General features: G+C 68.3%; 24 protein-coding genes. 17 read left to right on the forward strand and 7 right to left on the reverse strand.

Translation table 11 applies throughout. The annotated features are described in order from the left end of the window. Positions 1–3: 3 nt before the first annotated feature. The 3 genes from MLE43_RS12750 (at position 4) to MLE43_RS12760 (ending at position 2,452) form a co-directional block, all read left to right on the forward strand. The gene (locus MLE43_RS12750) at positions 4–1,554 is read left to right on the forward strand and encodes a DHA2 family efflux MFS transporter permease subunit (RefSeq protein WP_243304613.1); all 1,551 of its coding nucleotides are present in this window, start codon (positions 4–6) and stop codon (positions 1,552–1,554) included. 36 nt (positions 1,555–1,590) lie between these two features. Further along, complete coding sequence (locus tag MLE43_RS12755) at positions 1,591–2,013, forward strand: hypothetical protein (RefSeq protein ID WP_243304615.1); 423 nt, start codon at positions 1,591–1,593, stop codon at positions 2,011–2,013. Positions 2,014–2,101: 88 nt separating this feature from the next. Then, a complete protein-coding gene (locus tag MLE43_RS12760) occupies positions 2,102–2,452 on the forward strand; it encodes a hypothetical protein (protein ID WP_243304617.1) in 351 nt (116 codons plus the stop codon). 73 nt (positions 2,453–2,525) lie between these two features. Here MLE43_RS12760 and MLE43_RS12765 read toward each other — a convergent pair whose 3' ends face one another. The 5 genes from MLE43_RS12765 to MLE43_RS12785 form a co-directional block, all read right to left on the reverse strand. Then, the gene (locus MLE43_RS12765) at positions 2,526–2,729 is read right to left on the reverse strand and encodes a cold-shock protein (RefSeq protein WP_243287678.1); all 204 of its coding nucleotides are present in this window, start codon (positions 2,727–2,729) and stop codon (positions 2,526–2,528) included. Between the two features lie 185 nt (positions 2,730–2,914). Continuing rightward, on the reverse strand, positions 2,915–3,706 hold the full coding sequence (locus tag MLE43_RS12770) for a hypothetical protein (RefSeq protein ID WP_243304618.1): 792 nt from the start codon (positions 3,704–3,706) through the stop codon (positions 2,915–2,917). Positions 3,707–3,773: 67 nt separating this feature from the next. Beyond that, the gene (locus MLE43_RS12775) at positions 3,774–5,906 is read right to left on the reverse strand and encodes an alpha-ketoacid dehydrogenase subunit alpha/beta (RefSeq protein WP_420843207.1); all 2,133 of its coding nucleotides are present in this window, start codon (positions 5,904–5,906) and stop codon (positions 3,774–3,776) included. Positions 5,907–6,062: 156 nt separating this feature from the next. Further along, the gene (locus MLE43_RS12780) at positions 6,063–7,226 is read right to left on the reverse strand and encodes an outer membrane beta-barrel protein (RefSeq protein WP_243304621.1); all 1,164 of its coding nucleotides are present in this window, start codon (positions 7,224–7,226) and stop codon (positions 6,063–6,065) included. A gap of 95 nt (positions 7,227–7,321) precedes the next feature. Continuing rightward, positions 7,322–8,551 (reverse strand): ammonium transporter, encoded by a 1,230-nt coding sequence (locus tag MLE43_RS12785; protein WP_420843208.1) that lies wholly within the window; start codon positions 8,549–8,551, stop codon positions 7,322–7,324. Between the two features lie 137 nt (positions 8,552–8,688). On the opposite strand from MLE43_RS12785, the gene MLE43_RS12790 reads away from it, so the two are divergent. From MLE43_RS12790 to MLE43_RS12810, 5 genes are all read left to right on the forward strand, one after another. Next, complete coding sequence (locus tag MLE43_RS12790; RefSeq protein WP_243304626.1) at positions 8,689–10,596, forward strand: ATP-binding protein; 1,908 nt, start codon at positions 8,689–8,691, stop codon at positions 10,594–10,596. Beyond that, on the forward strand, positions 10,593–11,291 hold the full coding sequence (locus MLE43_RS12795) for a response regulator (protein WP_243304627.1): 699 nt from the start codon (positions 10,593–10,595) through the stop codon (positions 11,289–11,291). Before MLE43_RS12790 ends, MLE43_RS12795 begins: the two co-directional genes overlap by 4 nt. A gap of 59 nt (positions 11,292–11,350) precedes the next feature. Continuing rightward, positions 11,351–12,301: a biotin synthase BioB gene (bioB, locus tag MLE43_RS12800; RefSeq protein WP_243304630.1), complete on the forward strand. Its 951-nt coding sequence runs from the start codon at positions 11,351–11,353 to the stop codon at positions 12,299–12,301. 5 nt (positions 12,302–12,306) lie between these two features. After that, entirely contained in the window at positions 12,307–12,966 is a 660-nt protein-coding gene (locus MLE43_RS12805; protein WP_243304632.1) for a hemerythrin domain-containing protein, read from the forward strand. 476 nt (positions 12,967–13,442) lie between these two features. After that, on the forward strand, positions 13,443–13,688 hold the full coding sequence (locus MLE43_RS12810) for a CDGSH iron-sulfur domain-containing protein (RefSeq protein ID WP_243287683.1): 246 nt from the start codon (positions 13,443–13,445) through the stop codon (positions 13,686–13,688). A gap of 16 nt (positions 13,689–13,704) precedes the next feature. Here MLE43_RS12810 and MLE43_RS12815 read toward each other — a convergent pair whose 3' ends face one another. Then, positions 13,705–14,064 (reverse strand): cytochrome c3 family protein, encoded by a 360-nt coding sequence (locus MLE43_RS12815; protein WP_243304634.1) that lies wholly within the window; start codon positions 14,062–14,064, stop codon positions 13,705–13,707. A 218-nt stretch (positions 14,065–14,282) separates the two neighbouring features. On the opposite strand from MLE43_RS12815, the gene MLE43_RS12820 reads away from it, so the two are divergent. From MLE43_RS12820 to MLE43_RS12840, 4 genes are all read left to right on the forward strand, one after another. Continuing rightward, complete coding sequence (locus MLE43_RS12820; protein WP_243304635.1) at positions 14,283–16,886, forward strand: valine--tRNA ligase; 2,604 nt, start codon at positions 14,283–14,285, stop codon at positions 16,884–16,886. A gap of 1 nt (position 16,887) precedes the next feature. Next, positions 16,888–18,255 carry a polysaccharide deacetylase family protein gene (locus MLE43_RS12830; protein WP_275976211.1) on the forward strand — a complete coding sequence of 456 codons (1,368 nt, stop codon included), beginning with the start codon at positions 16,888–16,890 and terminating at the stop codon, positions 18,253–18,255. Positions 18,256–18,331: 76 nt separating this feature from the next. Next, entirely contained in the window at positions 18,332–18,754 is a 423-nt protein-coding gene (locus MLE43_RS12835) for a hypothetical protein (protein WP_243304639.1), read from the forward strand. After that, positions 18,751–19,389, forward strand: coding sequence for a 3'-5' exonuclease (locus tag MLE43_RS12840; protein WP_243304640.1), 639 nt, complete (start codon positions 18,751–18,753; stop codon positions 19,387–19,389). Before MLE43_RS12835 ends, MLE43_RS12840 begins: the two co-directional genes overlap by 4 nt. Positions 19,390–19,393: 4 nt before the next feature. On the opposite strand, the gene MLE43_RS12845 is transcribed toward MLE43_RS12840, so the two are convergent. Next, complete coding sequence (locus MLE43_RS12845) at positions 19,394–19,564, reverse strand: hypothetical protein (protein WP_243304643.1); 171 nt, start codon at positions 19,562–19,564, stop codon at positions 19,394–19,396. A gap of 56 nt (positions 19,565–19,620) precedes the next feature. Here MLE43_RS12845 and MLE43_RS12850 point away from each other — a divergent pair, with 56 nt between their 5' ends. From MLE43_RS12850 to MLE43_RS12870, 5 genes are all read left to right on the forward strand, one after another. Next, the gene (locus tag MLE43_RS12850) at positions 19,621–20,190 is read left to right on the forward strand and encodes a hypothetical protein (protein ID WP_243304646.1); all 570 of its coding nucleotides are present in this window, start codon (positions 19,621–19,623) and stop codon (positions 20,188–20,190) included. A 4-nt stretch (positions 20,191–20,194) separates the two neighbouring features. After that, a complete protein-coding gene (locus tag MLE43_RS12855; protein WP_243304650.1) occupies positions 20,195–20,701 on the forward strand; it encodes a GNAT family N-acetyltransferase in 507 nt (168 codons plus the stop codon). Then, entirely contained in the window at positions 20,685–21,089 is a 405-nt protein-coding gene (locus MLE43_RS12860) for a YraN family protein (RefSeq protein WP_243304653.1), read from the forward strand. Before MLE43_RS12855 ends, MLE43_RS12860 begins: the two co-directional genes overlap by 17 nt. A 236-nt stretch (positions 21,090–21,325) precedes the next feature. Next, positions 21,326–22,195, forward strand: a complete 870-nt coding sequence (locus MLE43_RS12865) for a MinD/ParA family protein (RefSeq protein ID WP_243304655.1) — start codon at positions 21,326–21,328, stop codon at positions 22,193–22,195. Positions 22,196–22,203: 8 nt separating this feature from the next. Next, complete coding sequence (locus tag MLE43_RS12870) at positions 22,204–23,097, forward strand: FliA/WhiG family RNA polymerase sigma factor (protein ID WP_243304657.1); 894 nt, start codon at positions 22,204–22,206, stop codon at positions 23,095–23,097. The last annotated feature ends 38 nt before the right edge of the window (positions 23,098–23,135 follow it).

Here is a 23,135-nt window from a genome sequence, read left to right on the forward strand (position 1 = left end):
GCCATGGATGTGCCGCGGGGAACTGCCCACAAGTGGATCGTCGCCCTGACGACCATGCTGGGGACCTTCATGGAGGTGCTGGACACCTCCGTGGCCAACGTGGCGCTCCCCCACATGAAGGGCACCTTCGCCGCGGGCACGGACGAGATCACCTGGGTCATCACCAGCTACCTCGTGGCCAACGCCATCATCCTGCCCATCACCGGCTGGCTGGGCGCCACCTTCGGCCGCAAGCGCCTCTACCTGCTCTGCCTGGCGATCTTCACCCTGGCGAGCTTCGGTGCCGGGGCGGCGCCCAGCCTGATGTGGCTGATCCTCATGCGGGTGGTCCAGGGGCTGGCCGGGGGCGCCATGGTGCCCATGTCCCAGGCCATCACCCTGGAGGCCTTCCCGCAGGAGGAGCACGGCCTGGCCTCGGCCATCTTCGGCATCGGCGTGATCTTCGGCCCCATCCTCGGGCCCCTGGTGGGCGGCTGGATCACGGACAACTGGACCTGGCCCTGGATCTTCTGGATCAACCTCCCCGTGGGCGTGGTGGCGTACTACCTGGCCTTCACTTTCGTGGAGGATCCGGACTACCTCCGGCGGCCCGAAGGCGCGGTGGACTACTGGAGCCTGATCTTCGTGGCCGTGGGCCTGGGCTGCCTGGAGCTCTTCCTCAGCCGCGGCGAGCGCCTGGACTGGTTCGCCTCCAACGCCATGAAGGTCTGCGCCGGGCTCGCGGCCCTGGGGATCACCCTCTTCATCTGGCGCTCCCTCACCGCGGAGAACCCGCTGGTGGACCTGCGGATGTTCCGCCTGCCGGAGTTCGCGGGCGGCATGGCCATCATCTTCATCATCAGCGTCGGCCTCTATGCGGCGTTCATCCTGCTGCCGCTGTTCGTCCAGAACCTGCTGGGGTTCACCCCCACCTGGGCAGGGCTCATCCTGAGTCCGGGCGGCGTGGCCTCCGTGGTGGCCATGATCGCGGTGGGCTTGGCCATGGGCAAGGTGGACGTGCGCCTCATCGTGGCGGCGGGGGCCGCCTCCATGGCCTACTCGGCCTGGCTCCTGACCCATGTGAACCTCCAGACGGGCATGGCCTACCTCGTCACCGCCTGGATCTTCCACGGCCTGGGCCTGGGCTTCGTGTTCGTCCCCATCGCCACGGCCGCGGTCCAGCGCATCCCGCCCGCGCTCGTGGGCACGGCCTCGGGCATGTTCAACCTCATGCGGAACGAGGGCGGCAGCGTCGGGATCGCCCTCGCCAGCACCCTCCTGGCGCAGCGCGCCCAGTTCCACCACGCCCGCCTCGCCGAGCAGGTGACCCCTTTCAGCGGGGCCTATCAGACCGGCTTCGCGAACCTCAGCCAGGGGCTGTTCCCCCGGGCGGGCCTGGATCCGGTCTCCGTGCGGGCCCTCGCCCAGGGTTTCATCGGCGTGGAGGTGACGCGCCAGTCCTTCCTCATGAGCTTCGTGGATGTCCTCGGCTTCCTGGTCGTGGTCTTCCTCCTGGCCCTGCCCTTCGTCTTGACCCTTCGGAATCCCCAAGGAGGCGGCCTCTCCTTCCACTGAGGCCGGCCCCCGTTTCTCCAGGAAAGGAGCCCCACCATGACCATCCGGAGCCGGACCGCGAGGCTGGACGACGCCTCGGGAGAACTCGCCCTCTCCCTGGCCAAACTCGAGCTGGAGGCGGTGCACGGAACCCCGAACGCGGACGAGCAGCTGGACTTCGTCCGGGACCTCTCCCGAGTCGCCGTGGCCAAACAGATCCGCCCCTGGCGCCTCCGGGCCGCCCAGACCGCGATCCTCGGTCTGGCCTGCCTGGCCGGGGCCGCCGGCCTCCCCACCCTCTGGCCCCAGGCCCCGAAGGAGACCGCACCCACCCTCGTGGGCCTGACCGTCCTCTGCCTCCTCCTGGCCGGGGCCTGCCTGACCGTCTACCTCCAGCGGAACCACCGGGAACACCAGTGGCTGAGCCGGAAGGAAGCGGTCATCCGGGCCGGCCGGACCATCCTGGACGAGGGTGCCTGACCCCCTGTCCGGGGGCCCCGCAGGTTGTGACCCATGCACCGAATTCCGCCCAGGGGCGGGGAAATCGTGATAGGAAGAAAGGCGAGGTATGCCCATGCTCTTCCTGGTCTTCTATTTCATCCTCTTCTTTATCCTGATCTTCCAGGGCACCCATGTGGCCGGCGAGGTGAAGAATCCCCTGGGCACCCTTCCCGAAGAAGTGGGACAGAACCCCCTGGCCTCGGCCCGCTGGGGCCTCCTGCTCATCGGCACCGGCTTCCTGGGCCTCATCATCGGTCTGCTGGGCTTCCACTGGACCGGCCTGGCGGCGCTCCGGCATGCCCTCCTGACCCTGGGCGTCGTCGTGCTGGCCCTCTACGGCCTGTGGGTGATCTTCTTCGGCCGCAAGGCGGAGTTCATCGGCAAGCCCACGGTCACCGACGGCCACGGGCACCACTGAGGTCATCGGTCGGACGGCACCTATGAAAAGGCGGCCCGATGGGCCGCCTTTTCTGTTGAACGATAAGTGAAGACTAGAGCTTCTGAACGTTGGTCGCCTGGGGGCCCTTCTGGCCCTGGGCGACTTCGAAGCTGACGCGCTGATTCTCGTCCAGCGTGCGGAAGCCGCCGCCCTGGATGGCGGTGTGGTGGACGAAGAGGTCGGCGCCGCCCTCATCGGGGGTGATGAAGCCGAAGCCCTTCTCAGCGTTGAACCACTTGACGGTGCCTTGTGCCATGACTGTTTCCTGCAGAATGTCTGGTGATGATGTAGCGATGACTTTCCCCAGACAAGGCCGTCATGCGTTGATGTGAATTCCGCCCCTGGCGGGTCACGCCAAACAGCATGACAGGATTGCCGCCGTCCACCGCTTTTTTCTGCGGGCAGTCTTTTCCGGGAAGCCGCCGGAGCGCCCGCCGGCCTTCAGAACCGGATCACCAGGCCCAGCCCCGTGATCCGCCGGTCGGCCCGGACCTCCAGGTCTCCCTCCACGGACCCGCGGGGGACGCGCACGCGACCGTCCTCGAAGAACGCCCGCAGTCCGAACTTCGGATAGAGGTAGGCCCTGGCGTCCACGCCGTAGCGGAAGGACGTGGCCCCCCGGTAGGTCATGTACCGGGCATAGACCCTCGATTCCAGGAGGCCATCCACCCCCGAGGACCAACCCGTGAGGCCCACCTGGGGCAGCACCCCGGTGGGACGGGCCGCCTGGGTGCTGGGGATCGCCGTGGCCGCAAGCGCCTTGAGATCCATGCGGAGGAGCTGGACGCCCAGGTCGAAGCCCAGCCAGGCATCGGGGCGCCGGACGAACTTGTAGGTCCAGAGCCCTTCCAGGACCTCCACCTTCGCCTGAGTCTGGAGCGGCGTCCCCGCCGCGTAGGGGGTCCCATCCAGGAAGATGGCGCGAGGCAGATCCCGGTTTCCGCGGTAGCGCGCGGAATCGTAGGTGAACTGGAAGCCATGGGCCGCGCCCTGGTACTCCAGGAGGACTCCGAGGGGGTTGCCGTCCCGCGCCAGTCCGAGGTCGGCGTCCGTATCCACCAGGGAGGCCTTCCCATCGCGGCTTCCCTCGAGGCTGGCGGACAGCGAGGGCTGGACCCTCTGGAGCCCGAGGGTCCAGCCGGACAGAGGCACGGGTCCGCCGTCCGAGGAGCGCCCCAGCTGGGCGAAGGCCGGAATGCTCGCGAGCAGGAACAGCATGGGAGCCAAGCGCATGGACCCTCCGGTCATGGCTCATCCTATCGGTCTCTCGCGAGGTGTGGGGGCTCTAAGACCGGGAGCCCTAGACGGCCGCGAGCTTCCGGTAGGCTTCGAGGAAGTCCTTGGGCTGGGGCAGGATCTCGTCCTCCAGCGCCGGATAGTAGGCCACCCAGGTGTCCTTGGCCGCCACGCGGCGCACGGGGGCGTCCAGGTGGAAGAACAGCTCGTCGGCGATGCGGGCCGCGATCTCGGCGCCATAGCCCCAGCTGAGCGTGTCCTCGTGGGCCACGATCACGCGGTGGGTCTTCTTCACCGTGCGCTCGATGGCCGCCCAGTCGTAGGGGTTCAGCGAGCGCAGGTCGATGATCTCGACGGAGAGGCCCTCCTTCTCGGCCTCCCGCGCGGCCTGCACGGCGCGGTGCACGGTGTTGCCGAAGGTGATGACCGAGAGATCGGCCCCCTCGCGCGCCACCCGGGCCTTGCCGAAGGGGATCATGAAGTCGGGGCCTGGATCGTTGCCCTTGTTGTGGGTCTGCCGGTAGAGGTGCTTGGGCTCGAGGAACAGCACCGGATCGTCACAGCGGATGGCCGTGCGGAGCAGCCCGGCAGCGTCCAGGGCGTTGCTGGGGCAGATCACCCGCAGGCCCGGGAGGTGGGTGAAGGTGCTCTCGCCGCACTGGCTGTGGTAGGTGGCGCCGCCCATGAGGTAGCCGGCGATGGGCACGCGCACCACCACAGGCGCCTTGAAGGCCCCATTCGAGCGCCAGCGGATCGTGGCCAGCTCGTCGCGGAGCTGCTGCATGGCGGGCCAGATGTAGTCGAAGAACTGGATCTCCACCACGGGCTTGAAGCCCCGGGCCGCCAGGCCGATGGCCCGGCCGATGATGGTGGCCTCCGCCAGGGGCGTGTTGAACACGCGGTGCGCGCCGAACTGCTTCTGGAGGCCGTGCGTGGTCTTGAAGACGCCACCCTTGCCCTTGACCTCGCCGAGGATCTCCTCGCGGCTGGCGTCGGCCACGTCCTCGCCGAACAGGAGGATGCGCGGATCCCGGGCCATCTCGTGCTTCAGGGTCGTGTTGATGAGATCCAGCATCGTCTTGGCGCCGGTGGCCTGGTCGCCTGCGGCCTGCTCGGTGTCGAAGGCAGCCGAGGTGGGGTCGACCTCTTCGCTGTACAGGTGCTGGTAGAAGCTGCCCGGCTCGGGCCGGGGGGCGGCCTCGGCCTCGTCCCAGGCGGCGTCGATCTCGGCCTGGACCTCCTCCTTCAACATCTGCAGCTGCTCAGGGCTCAGGTCGCCCCAGGCCACGAGCTGGTTCGCGTAGGTCGTCACCGGGTCCCGCCGGGCCTCGGTCTCGCGCTGGGTCTTGGACTTGTAGAGCTGTTCGTCATCCGACAGAGAGTGGCTGTAGGGCCGGATCACCTTGGCGCGCACCAGGGCCGGCCCTTTGCGGGCGCGGGCATGGTCGGCGGCGGCCTTCATCGCCTCGTAGCTGGCCAGGGGGTCGCAGCCGTCCACCTCGTCCAGGATCAGGAGACCGTGGGCGGCGTAGCCCTGCAGCAGGGCCGCGATGTTGGCACCGGGGTACTGCACCTCGCTGGGGGTACTGATGGCATAGCCGTTGTCCTCCACCAGGAAGACCACCGGGACCTTCAGGTTCACGGCGTTGCTGATGGCCTCCCAGAACTCGCCCTGGCTGCAGGTGCCATCACCGGTGGTGACCAGCGCCACCTGGTCGGCGGCCGTGCCCAGCACCTCCTGGAGCCCGCCCTGCTCGGCGCGGAGCACCGCCTCCGCCGCGCCCACGGCCTGCAGGAACTGGCTGCCCGTGGGGCTGGAGGTCGTGAAGATGTTCAGGCCCTGGTGGCCCCAGTGGCTGGGCATCTGGCGGCCACCGCTGGCCGGGTCGTCCACGGAGCCCACGGAGCCCAGGAACATCTCCTTCGTGGAGTAGCCCAGGCCGTAGGCCAGGGCCCGGTCGCGGTAGTAGAAGAAGAACCAGTCGTGGCCGGGCCGGAAGCACATCGCCGCCGCGGCCTGGATGGCCTCGTGACCCACACCGTTGATCTGGAAGAAGACCTTGTTCTGGCGCTTGCCCGTGATCTCTTTGTCGTCGATGCGGCGAGCCGCATAGATCGTGCGGAAGAGCCGGACCCGCTGCTCGCGGGTCAGGGTCGTGGCGGGCGCTGACAGGTCGGAACGAGCGGCCAAAGGCACTCCTGGCTTGGGGTGGGCTTCCAGATCCATCCCGAAATCTAGCATGGGCCCGGGTGAGCCCGATTTATCCGCTTATTTTCCACAGACCTTCCCTTTTCCCGAACCATTTCGTACATGCGACACAGACCGCCGCAGATCAATTCATGACGAAAGGGTCTAGAAACTCGCCCCCAGGCTTACGGTGCCGGATACGCCGTCCCGGAAGGCTGCCCCCTGGGCGTCCTTCAGATCCCGGTTGAGGCGATCCCTCCGGAGTTCGAGGCGGGCGAAGGCCGGCCCGTGCTTCTTTTCCATGCCGAGGCTGAGGGACTGGGCACGGAGCCCGGCACCGAGGCGACCCGCATAGCCCGTGCCTCCGAGCCCGAGGCTCGCCCGGATCGAAGGGTCCGCGGACAAGCGCACGCCCGCGTCATCGGTCAACCATTCCGACCGGGCGAAGAGGCTGACGGAGGGCGTCACCTGATGCCTGTAGATGAGCCCATACCCCCGGAAGGCGGCCGTGACTGGGGCCGTGGCGCCGAGAATGCTGCCCTCCGCGAAGGCCTCCCGTCCAAGGGAGACCTCCCATTGAAGGGTGGAGGGGCCGCCGACCCACTGGCCCATGAGGCAGACCCGCTCGCGCTTCCGCCCTTCGGCACCGCTATTGGCGCTGGATCCGAGACCATCCTGCTCCGGTCCGGAGTAGACATGAAGCGACAGGTACTTCTCCTGCGCTCCCCGGTGGTTGTAGGTGATCCCAAGTCCCACGGTCTTGCCGTGGTTGTTGTCCTTGAGGCGATCCTCTCCGTTGAACGCCCAGAGATCCGAACTCCAGATCGGACTGAAGGCGTGGTGCCAGTGGATCCCCACCTGGCCGAAGGGATCCGCGAAGCTGAAGAGCAGGCCCCGGCTGGTGGTCACATTCTGCGAGCCATCGAGGAATTCCATGCCGATGAAGGTGATCATCCGCCCGGCGCGAAAAGTATCCCGCCCGCCGGTCCACACCAGCATGGCCTCCACGGCGGCGATGCTGCCCGTCTCTCCCGTGGCGGTCTGGACGGCCCGGCCCGCCTGCCCCGCGAGCAGGGTGGCCTTGGCGGACCAGCCCTCGGCGAAGGTCGCATCCGCCCCGAGCATGAGACCATCGAGAGAAAATTGACTTTGCCCCGCTTCAAGGGGCCGGAAGAGCAGGGAGCCATCCGGCGTCTCGCGGTTCTGGGTCACCGCAGAGGCCCAGAGAGAACCCCGCCAAGTGAGGGCCGGTGGCGGAACCGGCGGGGCCTGGGCCGTAAGGGTGGCCCCCAGGGCCGGGAGCAGCCACATCAGGGAAAGGGCGCGCATGCCTGTCTCCGTGAAACCAAGGCCAGGCGGCTCCGGAGAGCCGCCCGGCCCGCGATACTCGACAACCGGCCCTCCACTCGGGAAGGTCGCGGCACTCAAAGCCCCTGGGGATAGGCCTCTTCACCGTGCAGCTCGGAATCGAGCCCATGTTCCTCCGCCGTGGCCCCCACGCGGACGGGCGTGATGCGATCGATGATCCAGAGCATCCCGTAGGTGAAGCCGAACGCCCATATGGAGGATATCGCCACCGCGGCGCACTGCTTGCCGAAGAAGGCCACGTTGCCCAGCAGCAGACCGTCGGATCCCGCCGGGTTCCACGCCTTGGAGGCGAAGATGCCCAGGAAGATCACCCCCATGAACCCGCCGACGCCGTGCACGCCCCAGACATCCAGCGCGTCATCCCAGCCCAGCTTGTTCTTCAAGGCCACGGCGTAGTAGCAGATCACGCCCGCCAGGATGCCGATGAGGGCGGCCGTGCTGAGGGAGACATAGCCCGCCGCGGGCGTGATCGTGGCCAGACCCGCCACGGCGCCGGTGAGCAGACCCACGAATTTGGGTTGTTTGGCGTTCATCCACTCCACGAAAAGCCAGGCCGCGGCAGCGAAGGAGGCCGCGATATCGGTGTTCAGGAAGGCGCTGGCGGTGACACTGTCCACCCTCAGCTCCGAGCCTGCATTGAAGCCGTACCAGCCGAACCACAGCAGGCCGGTGCCCAGCGCGATCAAGGGGATGTTGTGCGGCACGTTCTCCACCACCTTGCGGCGGCCGACGTAGAGGATCGACGCCAGGGCGGCAAGGCCCGCGGTGTTGTGCACCACGATGCCACCGGCGAAGTCGAGGACGCCCCACTTCGCCAGGATGCCCTCCGGGCTCCAGACCATGTGGACGAAGGGGAAGTAGACGAAGACCAGCCAGCCCGTCAGGAAGAGGAAGTAGGCCTTGAAGGTCACGCGGTTCGCGAAGGCCCCCGTGATGAGCGCCGGCGTGATGATGGCGAACATCATCTGGTAGGCCACGTGGACGATCAGGGGGATGCCCGCGTCGTTGCCCGTGAACATGGTGGTCAGGGTGATGCCCTTCAGGAAGGCGTAGTGGGTGGGATCGCCCACGATGCCGTGCCAGGTCGGGCCGAAGCACATCGAATAGCCGAAGGCGAACCACAGCACCGTGGTCCAGCCCAGGGAGACGAAGCTCTGGGTCATGATCGTCAGCACGTTCTTGCGGCCCACCAGCCCGCCGTAGAAGAAGGCCAAACCCGGCGTCATGAGCATGACGAGGCTCGCGCAGAGAAGCATGAATGCTGTATTTCCGACATTCAGTGGCATGGGCGCCATAAAAGGAACCTCCTCATCCGGATTCGCCAGATGCCGGAAGTATGCAGAGGAGGGCCTGTGACGCGGGTCCACCGGTCCGACTTTTTACGCGCTTTTTATGCGACCCCACCGTTTACCCTGGACCTTCCATGGAAACCGCGCCCCGCCCCATCCTGGTGGCCCTCGGAGCTGAGGCGCGCGCCCTCCGCCTCATCCAGGCCGGGTTCCGCCTAGCCCGGAAACGATCCGCCCCGTGGATCGCGGTCCATGTGGAAACCGGGGGCGCCCAGCTGGCGGAGGATGGCGAACAGGTCCAGGTGTGGCTCCAGGAGGCCCAGCGCCTGGGCGCCGAAGTCCGGGTCATCCAGGCACCCACCCTGGCCCAGGGACTGTCGGAAGCGACCCGCAGCTCCCACGCGCAGGCCCTGCTGCTGGGACGCTCGCGGGACCGGTGGCCCTGGGCCCGGGTGGGCCATTCCACCGCCGACGAACTCCAGCGCCGTGGCCTCGACACGTACATCGAGGTCCTGGATGACCGGAGCGATTCCGCGGGACCAGAACACCGGGGCACCGGCTTCGGGGCCATGGTGGGGACCCTCAGTGTCCTGGCGGCCTGCTCGGGGCTGGCCTGGCTGGTGCCGCGGGAGGGGAACATCGCCCTGGTGCTGCCGGTCTACCTGGCCGCGGTGGCCTTCATCGCCCATCGATGGGGCCAGGGGCTCGCCGTGCTGGCCGCGGTCCTGGCCACGCTGCTCTATAACTTCCTGCTGGAGACGCCACGCTTCAGCGACGCCGCGGCTCACTGGCCCAACCTGCTCTTCTTCCTGGCCATGCTGCTCGCTGCGCAGGCCGTGGTCGGGCTCCTCCACCGACTGCGGGACCAGGCCCGGGAGGTGCAGCGCCGGGAGGTGCATACGGCCTCGCTGTACCTGCTGGGCCGGGAGCTGGCACGCAGCCTCACCCCGAGGCAAGTGGCTGACTCCGCCGCGGAACACATCCGGCGCGTATTCAAGGTGGAGGCCTGCCTGCTGTTTCCCGAAGGCTCTGGATGGCGGGCCCTGCCTCCCCCCTCTCTGGATCCGGGCCTGCCCCCGCCGGAAGACCTGCTGCCGCGGCTGGATGTCGGTGAGCGCCTCGGGGATCCGCTGGAACCGCTCTCCCTCGGCCGCACCTACTGCCTTTCGCTCACCGGGACCGATCGCAGCGAAGGCGTCCTCCAGGTCCTTCCGCGCGAGACACTCGGCCTTCCGCCCGGAACCTGGGAGCTGCTGAAGGCCTTCGCCGTCCAGATCGCCCTGGCCCTCGAACGCCTGCGTTGGCTGGAGGAAGCACGCAGGGCCCAGGTGGAGAGCGAGACGGAGCGCATGCGGAGCACCCTGCTGGGGGCCATCGGGCATGATCTCCGGACGCCCCTCGCCGCCATTCACGGCGCGGCCGGCAGCCTCCTGCTGCCCGGCCAGGTTCCAGAATCCACCCGGCGCGACCTGCTCACCATGATCCAGGACGAAAGCGAACGGCTCGCCCATCTGCTGGGGAACCTCCTCGACCTCACGCGGCTGGAGAGCGGGAGCATCCAGGTCCAGAAGGAATGGCAGCCCCTTGAAGAGGTCGTCGGCTCGGCCCTGGGCCGGATGGAGCGCCGCCAAGGGGCGCTGCCCGTGCATGTGGACCTGCCGCAGGGCCTGACCTTGGCCCCTTTCGATGCGGTCCTCATCGAGCAGGTGCTGGTCAACCTCCTGACGAACGCCCAGCGTCACGCACCGGGACAGGACACGGATCTGAGGGCCTGGGACGAGCCCGGCTGGGTCCATCTCGAGGTGGCCGATCGGGGGCCGGGCATCCCGAACGGCTTCGAGGATCGGATCTTCGACAAGTTCTTCCGCCTGCCGGAGGCGCCTGAAGGCAGCGTGGGCCTGGGCCTCGCCATCTGCCGGGCCATCGTCCAGGCCCATGGGGGAAGGATCCACGTGGAGGGGCGACCCGGCGGCGGTTCGAGCTTCCGCTTCGCCCTGCCCCTCGATGGCACCCCGCCCCAGCCCCCGGAAGGTGCCCTGTGAGCCAGCCGCTGATTCTCATCATCGAGGATGAGGAGGCCCTCCGCCGTTTCCTGATCCCCACCCTCTCCGGCCAGAAGTACCAGGTGCTGAGCGCGGCCACCGCTGCCGAGGGCTTGGCCATGGCGCGCAGCCACAACCCGGATCTGGTACTGCTGGACCTCGGGTTGCCCGACATGGATGGCATGGCCGTGTTGAAGGGGATCCGGAGCTGGAGCCGCAAGCCGGTGGTGATCCTCAGCGCCCGCAACCAGGAACGCGACAAGGTGCGGGCCCTCGACCAGGGCGCCGACGACTACCTCGCCAAGCCCTTCGGCGCCGCGGAACTGCTGGCCCGGATCCGCGTGGCCCTGCGTCACACCATCCCGGCCGACGTGGCCGAGCCCGTGGTCTTCAGCGGCGGCTTCCGGATCGACCTCGAGCGGCGGGAGGTCAGCTTGGGGGGCCGGATCGTGAAACTGACCGCCCTGGAATACCGCCTGCTGGAGGCGCTGGTGCGCCGCAACGGAAAGGTGGCCACCCACAGCCAGCTGCTGGCGGAAGTCTGGGGTCCCGGGGGTGAGGGCAACACCCACTACCTCCGCATCTACATGGCCATGCTCCGCCGCAAGCTCGAGGCTGACCCCACCCGCCCCCGGCATTTCATCACCGAGCCGAACGTAGGCTACCGCTTGAATCTGGATGCCCCCACGCCGTGATCCAGGATCCAGGCATTGATCCAGAATTCCGGTACAATCGCCTCTTTGCGAGCCCGCCGATGTCTTTGTCCCCTACTGAGATCCGCGCCATCCACGACCTGCCCGTGCCCGAGCTGCTCTACCGGGCGGCCACGGCCCACCGGGCCCACTGGAACGCGGAGGAGATCCAGTTCTGCACGCTGGATTCCATCAAGACCGGCGCCTGTCCGGAGGACTGCGCCTACTGCCCCCAGAGCGCCCGCTACCAGACCGCACTCAAGGTCGAGCCCCTCAAGGAAGTGGAGAAGGTGCTGGCCGGCGCCGCGGAAGCGAAGGCCAACGGCAGCACCCGCTACTGCATGGGCGCCGCCTGGCGCGAGGTGAAGGACGACGCCAACTTCGACGCCGTGCTCGAGATGGTGCAGGGCGTCTCGGGCATGGGCATGGAGGTCTGCGTCACCCTCGGCATGCTCAACGAGGCCCAGGCCAAGCGGCTGAAGGGCGCCGGTTGCCAGGTCTACAACCACAACATCGACAGCAGCCGCGACTTCTACGAGACCATCATCCACACCCGCAAGTTCGACGAGCGCCTGGAGACCATCGCCGCCGTGCGCGCCGCGGGCCTGGAGGTCTGCTCCGGCGGCATCGTGGGCATGGGCGAGACGGTGGACCAGCGCATCCACTTCCTCCAGGAACTGACCGAGCTGGAGCCCGCTCCCGAAAGCATCCCCATCAACCAGTTCGTGGCCGTGGACGGCACGCCCCTGGCGAACGTGGATCCCCTGCCCCCGCTCGAGCTCGTGCGCATGATCGCCACGGCCCGCATCCTGTTCCCCAAGAGCCGCATCCGCCTCAGCGCCGGCCGCACGCGGATGAGCGACGAACTGCAGGCCCTCTGCTTCTTCGCGGGCGCCAACAGCATCTTCACGGGCGAGAAGCTCCTCACCACCCCCAACCCCGGCGGCAACCACGACCACTGGTTGCTGAACGCCCTCGGCATGCGGGTGGAGGGCGCTCCCGTTAAGCTGTAGGCATCATGCAGCTCATCGACGACCTCCGCGCCGAACACGACCTCATCGAGCAGGTGCTCGGTTCCCTGCGGACCTTCGTGAAGGCCCGGCTGGAGGGCCGGGGCGATCCGGCCGACGGCGCCCGCTTCATGGCCTTTTTCCGGCGCTATGCCGGCGACTTCCACCACCACAAGGAGGAGGATGTCCTGTTCAGGGCTCTGGCGGAGCGGGCCGAGCTCCCCGCCCACCGCGGTCCCATCGCGGCCCTCACGGGCGAGCACCGCCGCATGGCGGGCCTGCTGGACGGGTTGGAAGGCCTGCTGGGCTCCGCCCTGGCTGCGGACGAGGACCGCCGCCAGGTGGAGGCGCTGGCCGTGGACTACAGCCGGTCCCTGTGGCGGCACATCGACGCCGAGAACTCGGTGCTCTACCCCCAGGGCGAGGAGCGGCTGCGCCGCTTCCATGTGCGGGGACTGCCCTCCCGCCCCATGACCCGGGCCGAGGCCGCGGCGCGGGATGGCGCCCTCCCCCTGCTCAAGGCCTACCCGCCCCTGCACGATGCCGAGGTCCATCGCGGCGACGGCTGCGTCGCCTGCCCCTCCTTCGGCATCACCTGCGAGGGGCTCGAATACGAGTGGTGGACCGAGCTGGAGTGGGAGGAGGCGGAGGAGCGCCGGGACGATTGAGAGTGCCTAACCAAACCCCCACGGGGCCGCGCGAGGGTCGCCGGGCGAGCGAGGCGAGGAACGCGAGGGAGGCTCCGGTTCCACGAGCCGCAGGTGAGTGGGAGGCACGCAAAGTGTGCCGTCAGACGGAGGGCGTAGCCGCATCGCCCTCCACCTGATGGGCCCTGCCCCGCAGGGCCCTCCCGCTCGCAAGCTCGCGGAGGTGGAGCCTCCCCGCCGGCCCTCGCCCGGAGGGAGAAAGCCAGGTGGGCGCTCCGCGGCGTCACGGCCCTTGAACGATGTCCCGCATCGCCCTGCGGGCCCTTCCTTCTCGGTATCGCCTTCGGCGATACGCGAGACAAACTGATATCTGCGGTGCATCCCACCTGACTTTCTCGCGGCCTCGTCGGGATTTTGTTAGGCACTCTAAGCCCCCCTCCTCGACGGTAGGGCTATAGTGGACTCCCATCCACAGGCACCCCGACAGGAGGCACGCCATGACGGATCCCACGCCCCACATCGCCCAGAAGGGCCCGTACCAGGTGGAGGTCGAAGCGGGCAAGACCTACCACTGGTGCGCCTGCGGCAACAGCAAGAAGCAGCCGTTCTGCGACGGTTCCCACAAGGGCGGCCCGTTCGTGCCCCTGGCCTATACCGCCGACATCACCGGCACCAAGTGGTTCTGCGGCTGCAAGCACAGCGGCACCAAGCCCATGTGCGACGGCACCCACAAGAAGCTCTGAGCGGGGACCCGCGCCTTCACTTGATCTTGAAGGTGAGTTTCCCTTCGTGGCACTCCAGGCACTTCACCACCGGCGCCTTGTGCTGGCGGTGGCAGTCTGTGCAGGGGTAGGGCTCGTGGGGCGAGGCCTGGGGCGGGGCATGGGGATTGGGCTTGGCGTCCTTCGTCAGCGCCTTCATGGCCGGGTAGTCCCCGTGGCAGACCATGCAGGCCTCGTCCGGCACCGCCGCCGTGGAGGGCTTCTCCTTCTGGTGGCAGTCGTGGCAGATCAGCTTCGCCTTGACGTGGGGCGCCGGCAGCGGGCGCTCCTGGGCCAGGCCGATCCCGGCGGCCAGCAGCCCCGACAGACCCAGAGTCCCCATCCGCAGAAGACGCATGTGCCCTCCCATCCTTGCCGCAAAAGTAATGATGACCATGATATCGCATTACTTTCAAGATGCTCCGCCTGGAAGCCCCTGCCTGGAAGGCCAGTCCTCCCACGGGTAAACTGATTCATTGGGCTGGCCGCTCCAGATGCAGTTCCGTTCACATCCCTCCAAATCGGCAGAGTCGATTTGGAGCCGGGAAAGGCAAGAAAAAGATGGCAATGCGAGAGATGGACAAGGCTTTCGATTTCAGGACGGCGCAGACGCGCTGGTACTCGGTCTGGGAGGAGTCCAAGGCCTTCGAGGCCGCTCCCGCCAGCGGCAAGGAGCCCTGGTCCATCGTCATCCCGCCGCCGAACATCACCGGCAACCTGCACATGGGCCACGCGCTGGTGAACACGCTGCACGACGTGCTCACGCGCTTCAAGCGGGCCCAGGGCTATGACGCGCTGTGGGTGCCCGGCACCGACCACGCCGGCATCGCCACGCAGATGATGGTGGAGCGCCAACTCAAGGCCGAGGGCACGGACCGCCACCAGCTGGGCCGCGACGCCTTCGAGCGGCGCATCTGGGACTGGAAGGAGAAGAACCAGGGCGCCATCGAGCACCAGCTCAAGCGCCTGGGCTGCTCCGTGGACTGGACCCGCAACCGCTTCACCCTGGATCCCGCGCTGAACAAGGCCGTCCGGAAGGTCTTCGTGGAGAGCTACAAGGCGGGCCGCATCTACCGCGGCCCCCGCATGATCCAGTGGGATCCCGCCCTCCAGACCGCGCTGAGCGACCTGGAAGTGAAATACGAGGAGCGCAAGGGCAAGCTCTGGTACCTGCGCTACCCCCTGGCGGACGGCAGCGGCGAGGTGGTGGTCGCCACCACGCGGCCCGAGACCATGCTGGGTGATACGGCCGTGGCCGTGCACCCCGACGACGAGCGCTACCAGGGCATGGTCGGCAAGCTCATGAACCACCCCCTGACGGGCCGACAGATCCCCGTGGTGGCCGACAGCTTCGTGGATCCGGCCTTCGGCACCGGCTGCGTGAAGGTGACGCCGGCCCACGATCCCAACGACTTCGCCGCGGGCCAGCGCCTGAAGCTGGACTCCATCACCATCATCGGCTTCGACGCGAAGATGACCGCCGCCGCCGGCGCCTATGCGGGCCTGGACCGCTTCGAGGCCCGCAAGCGCGTGGTGGCGGACCTGGAGGCGCAGGGCTTCCTCGTGAAGGTGGAGGACTACACGAACAAGATCAGCCTCAGCGACCGCAGCGGCGCCGTGCTCGAGCCGCTCGTCAGCGAGCAGTGGTTCATGGACGTGAAGGAGGCCGCGGCCATGGCCCTGGAGGCCGTCCGCGACGGCCGCATCCAGTTCACCCCCTCGCACCATGCCGCCGTCTGGGAGCACTGGCTCACCAACATCCAGGACTGGTGCATCAGCCGCCAGCTGGTCTGGGGCCACCGCATCCCGGCCTGGACCTGCGCGAAGTGTGGCGAACTGCATGTGGAGATGGAGGCTCCCTCTGCATGCTGCGCATGCGGAGCAGGTGAACTGATTCAGGACCCCGACACATTGGACACCTGGTTCTCATCGGCTCTGTGGCCGTTCAGCGTGTTCGGCTGGCCCGAGGAAACCGAGGAGCTGAAGCGCTACTACCCCACCAGCGTGCTCATCACGGGCTACGACATCCTGTTCTTCTGGGTGGCGCGCATGGCCATGGCGGGCCTCACCTGGATGGGCGAGGTGCCCTTCCGCAAGGTCTACTTCAACAGCCTCGTGCGCGATGCCAGCGGCCAGAAGATGTCGAAGACCAAGGGCAACGTCATCGATCCCCTCGAGGTGATGGAGGAGTTCGGCACCGACGCCCTCCGCTTCGCGCTCGCCATCATGGCCGCCCCCGGCACGGACATCGCCATGAGCCCCGCGCGGCTGGAGGCCTCCAGGAACTTCTGCAACAAGCTCTGGAACGCCTCGCGGTTCGTGCAGATGAATCTCGACGAGTCCATCACGCTTTCGACAGAACCGGAATTCGGCGAAGCCGAGTTCTGGCTGTGTGAACGGCTGAGAACCGAACTCGGCGCCGTCACCGAGGCCATCGAGGCCTTCCGGTTCCACGATGCCGCCGAGCGCCTGTACCACCTCGTCTACGACGACTTCTGCGCGACCTACATCGAGCTGGCCAAGGTGCAACTCCAGAGCGGGACGAAGGCCCAGAAGGCGACCATCCTGCACTTCCTGGACATCCTGCTGCGCGCCCTGCATCCGTTCGTGCCCTTCCTGACCGAAGAAATCCATGAGGCCGTCATCGCGCCCCGCCTGCCGGAATCGGAGCCGGCGCTGCTGGCGCTGAGAAGCTGGCCCCTCGGCGAAGCGGTTCTCCAGACGAAGGGCGGCGACCGCACGATCATCCCCCGCTTCCAGGAGGTGCTCTCCGCTTTCCTCCGCCTCAAGGCCGAGCAGGGCGTGGATCCCGCCAAGCGGGTGCCCGCCTTCTGCGCCATCTCCGAACTGGAGCCGTTCACCGAGGCCCTGAAGTCCATCGCCCGCCTGGAGTCCGTCACCTTCACCAAGGACGACCTCGCCTCATCCACCCGCGCCGTGGCGGTGGTGGCGGGGGGCGCGGTGGCGCTGGAGCTGGCCGGCCTCAAGGATCCCGCCGCGGAGAAGGCCAAGCTGGAGAAGGAACTGGCCAAGCTGGAAAAGGAGCTGGAGCCCCTGCGCGCCCGCCTCGCCGATGACAGCTTCGTCACCAAGGCCCCAGAGGCCGCCGTGGCCAAGCTGCGCGGCCAGGCCGAGGAGAGGGAGCACCGCCTGGTCCAGGTAAGGGCCCTGCTGGGCTGACATGACCCACAAAGCCCTGCCCCTCCTGCTGCTGGCCCTGGCCGTCGGAGGGGTGTGGGCCATCCGCCGCCAGCAGACGCACCCCCCGGCCCAGCCGCCCCTGGTCATGGCCGCCACCCTGGCCGATGCCGCCGCCCATCCGGAGCCGCCGGGGACGGGGCCTCTGCTGGAGGCGCTGCGCTCCGACCTCCAGGTTCATCGCCAGCTGATCGTGCTCTTCGCCGACGAGTCCGCCCTCAAGGGTGCGGAACGGGAGCGGGCCCTGGCCGTGGGCCATCGCCTCCACCATGAGCGCCGGGACCTGGTCCACCAGCTGAACGGGGCCCTCACGCGGCTCGCGGCCCTCCCGGCGGCCCAGCGGGACCCGGTGGTCGGCGCGCTCCTGGACTGGATGGAGGCCGACCCCGAGCTGCTGGAGCTGGACCGACTGGCCTTCCGGGATTCCCTGCGGGTGCTCCAGAAGTCGCTGCGCCAGGACACCACGCCCGAAGGCGTGCGGCTCAACCGGCGCTTGGCCAGGGACCTAGCCGAGGCGGATCGCGTGGAGGCCCTGGTCGAAGCCGAATACCAGCGCGTCTTCGGGGGCCCGGGGCACCCGGCCCAGGGCGGACAGCGGGAGCGCTGGAACGCCTATGTGGCGGACCTCCAGCACCGCCTGCCCCTGGACACCCTGCTGAAGGGTGCCGCCATCCCCAGCCCGGCCGCCGGATTGGCCGGCAGCGGCGAGATCGACGGCACCGGGCTGCCCGCAAAGGTGCTCGTCCTCAGCTTCGATGACGGACCGCACCGGGTCTACACCGAGGAGATCAAGGCCATCCTGGAGAAGGAACATGTGCCCGCCCTGTTCTTCGAGGTGGGACGGAACCTGGGGGCCCAGGATGCCTCCGGTCGGATCAAGCTGGGCCCCCTGGCGGCGTTCACCGAGGATCTGGTGAAGGGCGGCTTCGTCGTGGGCAACCACAGCTACACCCATGCCCAGCTGAGCAAGGAGACCGGCGCTCCGCTGGACCTGGAGATCCGCGAGACCGACCAGCTCCTGCGGGCCATCCCCGGAGCCCACAGCCAGCTCTTCCGGTTCCCCTACGGCGCCCGCACGCCCCTCCAGCTGCAGGCCCTGGAGGCCTACCACCTGCGCTCGGTGCTCTGGAACATCGACAGCCTCGACTGGGCCGATCCCGTGCCCAGCTCCGTGGCGGACCGCGTGCTGAAGGCCATCGCCCACGAGCAGCGCGGGATCATCCTCTTCCACGACATCCATGACCGGGCGGGCAAGGTGCTGCCGGTCCTCATCCCGAAGCTCCGGGCCGAGGGCTACACCTTCGCGGGACTGGACACAGAGGGGAAGCTCCGGCTGGCCGACCGGCCCTGAGGCGGGGCCCCGGGGAATCCAGGGCTGCAGCCATCCTCCGCCGCGGGCGGATGCCGGCGATGCTAACCTGGATGACATGACGAAGATCTACTATGCCGGCCAGGATGTGGACGCGCCCTGCGGGCGCTGTGGCGGCGAGACGCGCCATCAGATCCTGACCGTGACCAATGGCGTGCCCGACCGGCTCATCTGCGGGAACTGCCGCTCCGTGCACAAATTCCGCGCGGCCAAGCCGGAGCCCCTGCCCCGCTCGCCGCGGATCCCGGCGGCGGCGAAGGCCGGCGGCCCCCGGCCGGGCTCGCTGGTCGCCCAGTTCCAGGACGTGGTCGCCCGGGAGCAGGGCGGCGCCCAGGCCCGGCCCTACTCGGTGGCCGACCGCTGGGAGGAGGGCGCCTGGATGGACCATCCCTCCTTCGGCCTGGGCCGCGTGCAGCGGCGCATGGGCCGCAAGGTGGACGTGCTCTTCAAGGACGGCCTGAAGACTCTGGTCAGCGCATGACCCAGGAGCCGCTCCTCGAAACCGGATCGCCCGCGCTGCGGGAGCTGCGGTTCGCGGTGCTGGACCTGGAGACCACCGGCGGAAGCCCCAAGGCCCGCTGGGGCAAGGATGGGCGGTTCATCCAGCCTTCCGAGATCACCGAGGTGGGGATGGTGCGCCTCTCGGGCCCGGTGGTGGAGGACCGCTGGTCCAGCCTGGCGGCCATCCAGGGCTTTCTGCCCGAAGAGATCCAGCGCCTCACGGGCATCAGCCTGCCCATGCTGGCGGGCGCGCCCCCCTGGGAGCAGGTCGCCCTGAAGCTCATGCCGAAGCTGGAGGGCCGCGTCTGGGTGGCCCACCACGCCCCCTATGACGGCAGCTTCCTCAAAGCCTGGCTGCCGGAGGGCGTCTGGCGCCGCCACCGCCTCGTCTGCACGCGCCTGCTGGCCAAGAAGCTCATTCCCGAACTGCCGCGCCGCAGCCTGGCCGAGCTCTGCGAGTTCCTCGGCATCACCAACACCCGCGCCCACCGCGCCCTGCAGGACGCCGAAGCCACCGCCGAGGTCCTCCAGCACCTCATGAAGCGCGCGGAGGAGAAGGGCCTGGATGGCGAGGCCTTCCTGGCCGCCGGCGAGGTGCCGTGGAACAAGGTGTAGCGGGCTACTTGATGGCCTTCTTGGCCTTTTCCGCGGAGGCCTTGGCGTAGTAGGCGCAGACGCCCTTCTTCGCGTCCGGCTCGATGCCGGCAGCCTTGAAGGCGTCCTTCAATTTCTTCTCGGGCAGGCCCAGATCCTTCGCCCAGGCCGCCGCCGTCTTCAGGTCCTCCGCCACGGGAGCCTCCCTCCGGCGTCATGCCGGCCCTGGAAGGATAGCGGTACACTCCCCGCATGGATCTCACCCGCTTCCTCGATCTCGTCCGCACCCAGGGCTGGCAGGGCTGGTCCCTGTGGGCCGTGCTGCTGGCCCAGGCCCTGCTGTGGGTGGGGCTGGTGCGCCTGCACCTCTCCCTGCACCGGGAGGAGGCCCCCTGGGAGGAATGCATCGGGAAGATCCGCAGCGCCTTCCTGCGCAAGGTGAACGGGGACGAGGAGATCCAGGAACTGAAAGTGCATCGCTACGCGCCCCTGGTGGACCAGCTGCTGGCCCTGCACTTCGCCGAGGAGAAGAGCGACCGGTTCGACCGCTGGCTGCTGCTGCGCTGGAAGGTGAAGGAGGGCCTGCGTCCCTACTGGATCCGCTGGGGCTACCTGATCATCGCCTTCGGGGCCGTGACCTGGTACCTCCAGGGCCTCCGCCTCGACCTGGGCACGGAGGTCCTCAAGCGCACTCCCGTGGACCCCCGCATCCTCTGGGTCTGGCTGGGCTACGCCATGATCCTGGCCTGGAAGATCGTCCGCATCCACGGCAACCTCGAGCGCGTCCAGCGCAGCCTGCTGTTGCCGAGGCGGGACGAGTAGGACCATGGCCTTCCTGATCCAGCCGTTCCGGCCCGGCCTCGAAAGCCAGGTGCTCGACCTGATCCTCCCGATCCAGCAGATCGAGTTCGGGGTTCCCATCACCGCCCGGGACCAGCCGGATCTGGCGCGGATCCCCGAGGTCTACCAGACCGGCCGGGGCGGGTTCTGGGTGGGCCTTGCGGAAGGTCGCCTGGTCGGCACCATCGGGCTCATTGATTTCGGCTGTCCCCCCGCAGGTGGAGCGGCCCTGAGAAAGATGTTCCTCCACCAGGATCTGCGCGGCAGCGGCCTGGCCCAGGCCCTGCTGGACACCCTGCTCGACCATGCCCGGAGCCAGGCCCTCCCGGGGATCTGGCTCGGCACCCTGCCCCACATGCGCGCGGCCCACCGGTTCTACGAGCGCAACGGATTCCAGCGCGTGGCGCCGGAGGGGTTGCCCACGGACTTCCCCCGCATGGCGGTGGACACAGTGTTCTATGCCCTTGAGTTCGCCCATGCCGCGCCGCGGTGAGGCGGCCCGCCGGCTGGGGCTCCGGGCCGAGCGGCTGACCCTCTGGCTGCTCTGGGCCCGGGGCTGGGACCTGGTGGCCTGGCGGCTGAAGCTGGGCCGCTACGAACTGGACCTGCTCCTGAGCCGGGGTTCCGAACTCCGCCTCCTGGAGGTGAAGGCCCGCCGCCCCGGAGCCTGGGTCGGCGCCGACACCGCCCTGGAGCCCGAGCAGCGGCTCCGCCTCCAACGGGCCCTCCGCACCTGGCTGGATCGCCTCCCCTGGCCGGGGCAGGTCAGCTTCCAGCGGGTGAGCTGGGCCGGCTGGCGCTGGAAATTCCATCCCCCCGAGCGCTGGGAGGGACTCAAGGCCAGGCGATCGTCGGAGATCGGTGCCTCGGACATCGGATGACCGCGCGGGCGATCGTCGGTTTTTTGGGGTGGCCCCCGTGTCCCCGCAGGGCCAATCCACGGCCCTCCGATGATCCGAGTCCCTGACGGTCGCCTTGGCACAAGCCTCGCCCCGCACCCGGCGGGTGTCGGTATGTTGACCTTCCAGGACTGTCTGTTTCCATCCCGGGCTCGCCAGGCATGGCGGGAAGGCCCGGCTGTCCCCGATCCCCAGGCCGGGCCGGCGGAAGGTCTGGCATGAACGACCACCCCAACCCCCGCCTCCGGACCTTGCCCCTGGGCCAGGGAGCTGAGGCCCCCCTCTTCGCCGCCCGGGTCGTGGCCATCACCTCGGGCAAGGGCGGCGTGGGCAAGACCAATGTCACGGCGGGCCTAGCGCTGGCCCTGGCCGCGCAGGGTCAGCGAGTGGTGGTCCTGGATGCGAATTTCGGGCTGTCCAACCTGGACATCCTGCTGGGCCTGTCCCCGAAGTACACCCTCGAACAGGCCCTGCACGGCGAGAAGGTGCTGGAGGAAATCCTCCTGGAGGGGCCCATGGGCGTGCAGGTCCTGCCCACCAGCAGCGGCCTTCAGGAACTGACCCGGCTCGACACCATGAGCGAACTGCGCCTGGTCCAGGGCCTCCAGCGCGTGGCGGAGACGGTGGATTGGCTGCTGATCGACACGGCCGCCGGCATCCACGACTCCGTCCTCAAGCTGCTCCTGGCCGCCCAGGAGGTCATCCTCGTGGCCACCCCCGAGCCCACGAGCCTGGTGGACGCGTACGCCATGGTGAAGGTCCTGCACCTGCGCGAGCCTTCGAAACCCCTGTGGCTGCTGGTGAACAACGGCCAGAGCGCGGAGGAGGCCCGCGAGACCGTCGAGCAGCTCCAGGAGGCCACCGGGCGGTTCCTCGGCAAGCAGCTGAAGGTGCTGGGCATGGTTCCCCACGATCCCCACGTCCTCCAGGCTGTGCGCCAGCAACGGGGCGTGGTGGAACTCTTCCCCGACAGCCCGGCCTCCCGGGCCTTCGGAGCCATCGTCAGGCAATTGCTGGGCCAGGTATCCTTGCAGCCGGATGACTTTGCGGCATTCTGGAGCGTGCCCGCCCCCGGTGACACCCCCTAGGAACCCGAATGGTCGCGACCCCAGACCAGCCTGCCGATTCCGGCCCGTCCCTCGAGGACGAACTGGCCCTTGCCGTGGCCTCCGCGCCGGCAGCGCTCAGGCCCTGGGCCGCCCTGCAGGCAGCCAGCATCCGGGCCAGGCAGCTGGCCGCCTCCCCCGGGGAAGCAGACCAGGAACTTCCCGAAGCCTTCGATCGGGACAACCGCGAGCAGATCATCAAGGACTACGTGCCCCTGGTGAAGTTCGTGGCCCACCGCATCGCCTCCCGCCTGCCCTCGCACGTGGAGCTGGATGACCTCATCAACAGCGGCATCCTGGGCCTGATGGACGCCATCGAGAAGTTCGAGCCCACCCGCAACATCAAGTTCAAAACTTATGCCGAGCTGCGGATCAAGGGTGCCATTCTCGACGGCCTGAGGGACCTGGACTGGGTGCCCCGCAGCCTCCGGCGCAAGAAGAAGGACATCGAGAACGCCTACCGGCTCATCGAACAGCAGAAGGGGCGGGCGGCCACGGATGAGGAGGTCGCACACCACCTGGGCATCCCCCTCGATGACCTGCACAAGAGCCTGGACGACCTGAAGGGCGTCACCCTCGGCACCTTCGTCGAGGTCGGCGAGGACGGCGAAGGCGAAAGCCTCATCAGCTTCGTGCCCGATCCGGACGCCGAGGATCCCCATCAGATCTTCCAGACCGCGGAGATCAAGGACATCCTCCGGTCCGCCATCGAAAAGCGGCCGAAGAAGGAGAAGTTCGTGGTCCAGCTCTACTACTTCGACGAGCTGACCATGAAGGAGATCGGGATCCTGCTGAACATCACGGAATCCCGCGTGTCCCAGCTGCACACCAAGGCCATGCTGCAGCTGCGGAGCAAGCTGCTGGAGAAGCAGATCCGGGGCTGACGCGCCCCCGGGCCACGGCCAGCCGCGGTCCGCGCGCC

It is taken from the genome of Geothrix oryzisoli, assembly GCF_022808865.1.
In the GTDB taxonomy this organism is placed as follows: domain Bacteria; phylum Acidobacteriota; class Holophagae; order Holophagales; family Holophagaceae; genus Geothrix; species Geothrix oryzisoli.

What these genes read in the sequence shown, in the direction of transcription:
- MLE43_RS12840 (WP_243304640.1), top strand. Translation starts at nt 18,751, where the DNA reads ATGACCCAGGAGCCGCTCCTCGAAACCGGATCGCCCGCGCTGCGGGAG.
- MLE43_RS12870 (WP_243304657.1), top strand. Translation starts at nt 22,204, where the DNA reads ATGGTCGCGACCCCAGACCAGCCTGCCGATTCCGGCCCGTCCCTCGAG.
- MLE43_RS12770 (WP_243304618.1), bottom strand. Translation starts at nt 3,706, where the DNA reads ATGCGCTTGGCTCCCATGCTGTTCCTGCTCGCGAGCATTCCGGCCTTC.
- MLE43_RS12865 (WP_243304655.1), top strand. Translation starts at nt 21,326, where the DNA reads ATGAACGACCACCCCAACCCCCGCCTCCGGACCTTGCCCCTGGGCCAG.
- MLE43_RS12760 (WP_243304617.1), top strand. Translation starts at nt 2,102, where the DNA reads ATGCCCATGCTCTTCCTGGTCTTCTATTTCATCCTCTTCTTTATCCTG.
- MLE43_RS12815 (WP_243304634.1), bottom strand. Translation starts at nt 14,064, where the DNA reads ATGCGTCTTCTGCGGATGGGGACTCTGGGTCTGTCGGGGCTGCTGGCC.
- MLE43_RS12750 (WP_243304613.1), top strand. Translation starts at nt 4, where the DNA reads ATGGATGTGCCGCGGGGAACTGCCCACAAGTGGATCGTCGCCCTGACG.
- MLE43_RS12805 (WP_243304632.1), top strand. Translation starts at nt 12,307, where the DNA reads ATGCAGCTCATCGACGACCTCCGCGCCGAACACGACCTCATCGAGCAG.
- MLE43_RS12835 (WP_243304639.1), top strand. Translation starts at nt 18,332, where the DNA reads ATGACGAAGATCTACTATGCCGGCCAGGATGTGGACGCGCCCTGCGGG.
- bioB (WP_243304630.1), top strand. Translation starts at nt 11,351, where the DNA reads ATGTCTTTGTCCCCTACTGAGATCCGCGCCATCCACGACCTGCCCGTG.
- MLE43_RS12785 (WP_420843208.1), bottom strand. Translation starts at nt 8,551, where the DNA reads ATGCCACTGAATGTCGGAAATACAGCATTCATGCTTCTCTGCGCGAGC.
- MLE43_RS12830 (WP_275976211.1), top strand. Translation starts at nt 16,888, where the DNA reads ATGACCCACAAAGCCCTGCCCCTCCTGCTGCTGGCCCTGGCCGTCGGA.
- MLE43_RS12855 (WP_243304650.1), top strand. Translation starts at nt 20,195, where the DNA reads ATGGCCTTCCTGATCCAGCCGTTCCGGCCCGGCCTCGAAAGCCAGGTG.
- MLE43_RS12780 (WP_243304621.1), bottom strand. Translation starts at nt 7,226, where the DNA reads ATGCGCGCCCTTTCCCTGATGTGGCTGCTCCCGGCCCTGGGGGCCACC.
- MLE43_RS12755 (WP_243304615.1), top strand. Translation starts at nt 1,591, where the DNA reads ATGACCATCCGGAGCCGGACCGCGAGGCTGGACGACGCCTCGGGAGAA.
- MLE43_RS12860 (WP_243304653.1), top strand. Translation starts at nt 20,685, where the DNA reads ATGCCGCGCCGCGGTGAGGCGGCCCGCCGGCTGGGGCTCCGGGCCGAG.
- MLE43_RS12820 (WP_243304635.1), top strand. Translation starts at nt 14,283, where the DNA reads ATGGACAAGGCTTTCGATTTCAGGACGGCGCAGACGCGCTGGTACTCG.
- MLE43_RS12790 (WP_243304626.1), top strand. Translation starts at nt 8,689, where the DNA reads ATGGAAACCGCGCCCCGCCCCATCCTGGTGGCCCTCGGAGCTGAGGCG.
- MLE43_RS12765 (WP_243287678.1), bottom strand. Translation starts at nt 2,729, where the DNA reads ATGGCACAAGGCACCGTCAAGTGGTTCAACGCTGAGAAGGGCTTCGGC.
- MLE43_RS12810 (WP_243287683.1), top strand. Translation starts at nt 13,443, where the DNA reads ATGACGGATCCCACGCCCCACATCGCCCAGAAGGGCCCGTACCAGGTG.
- MLE43_RS12850 (WP_243304646.1), top strand. Translation starts at nt 19,621, where the DNA reads ATGGATCTCACCCGCTTCCTCGATCTCGTCCGCACCCAGGGCTGGCAG.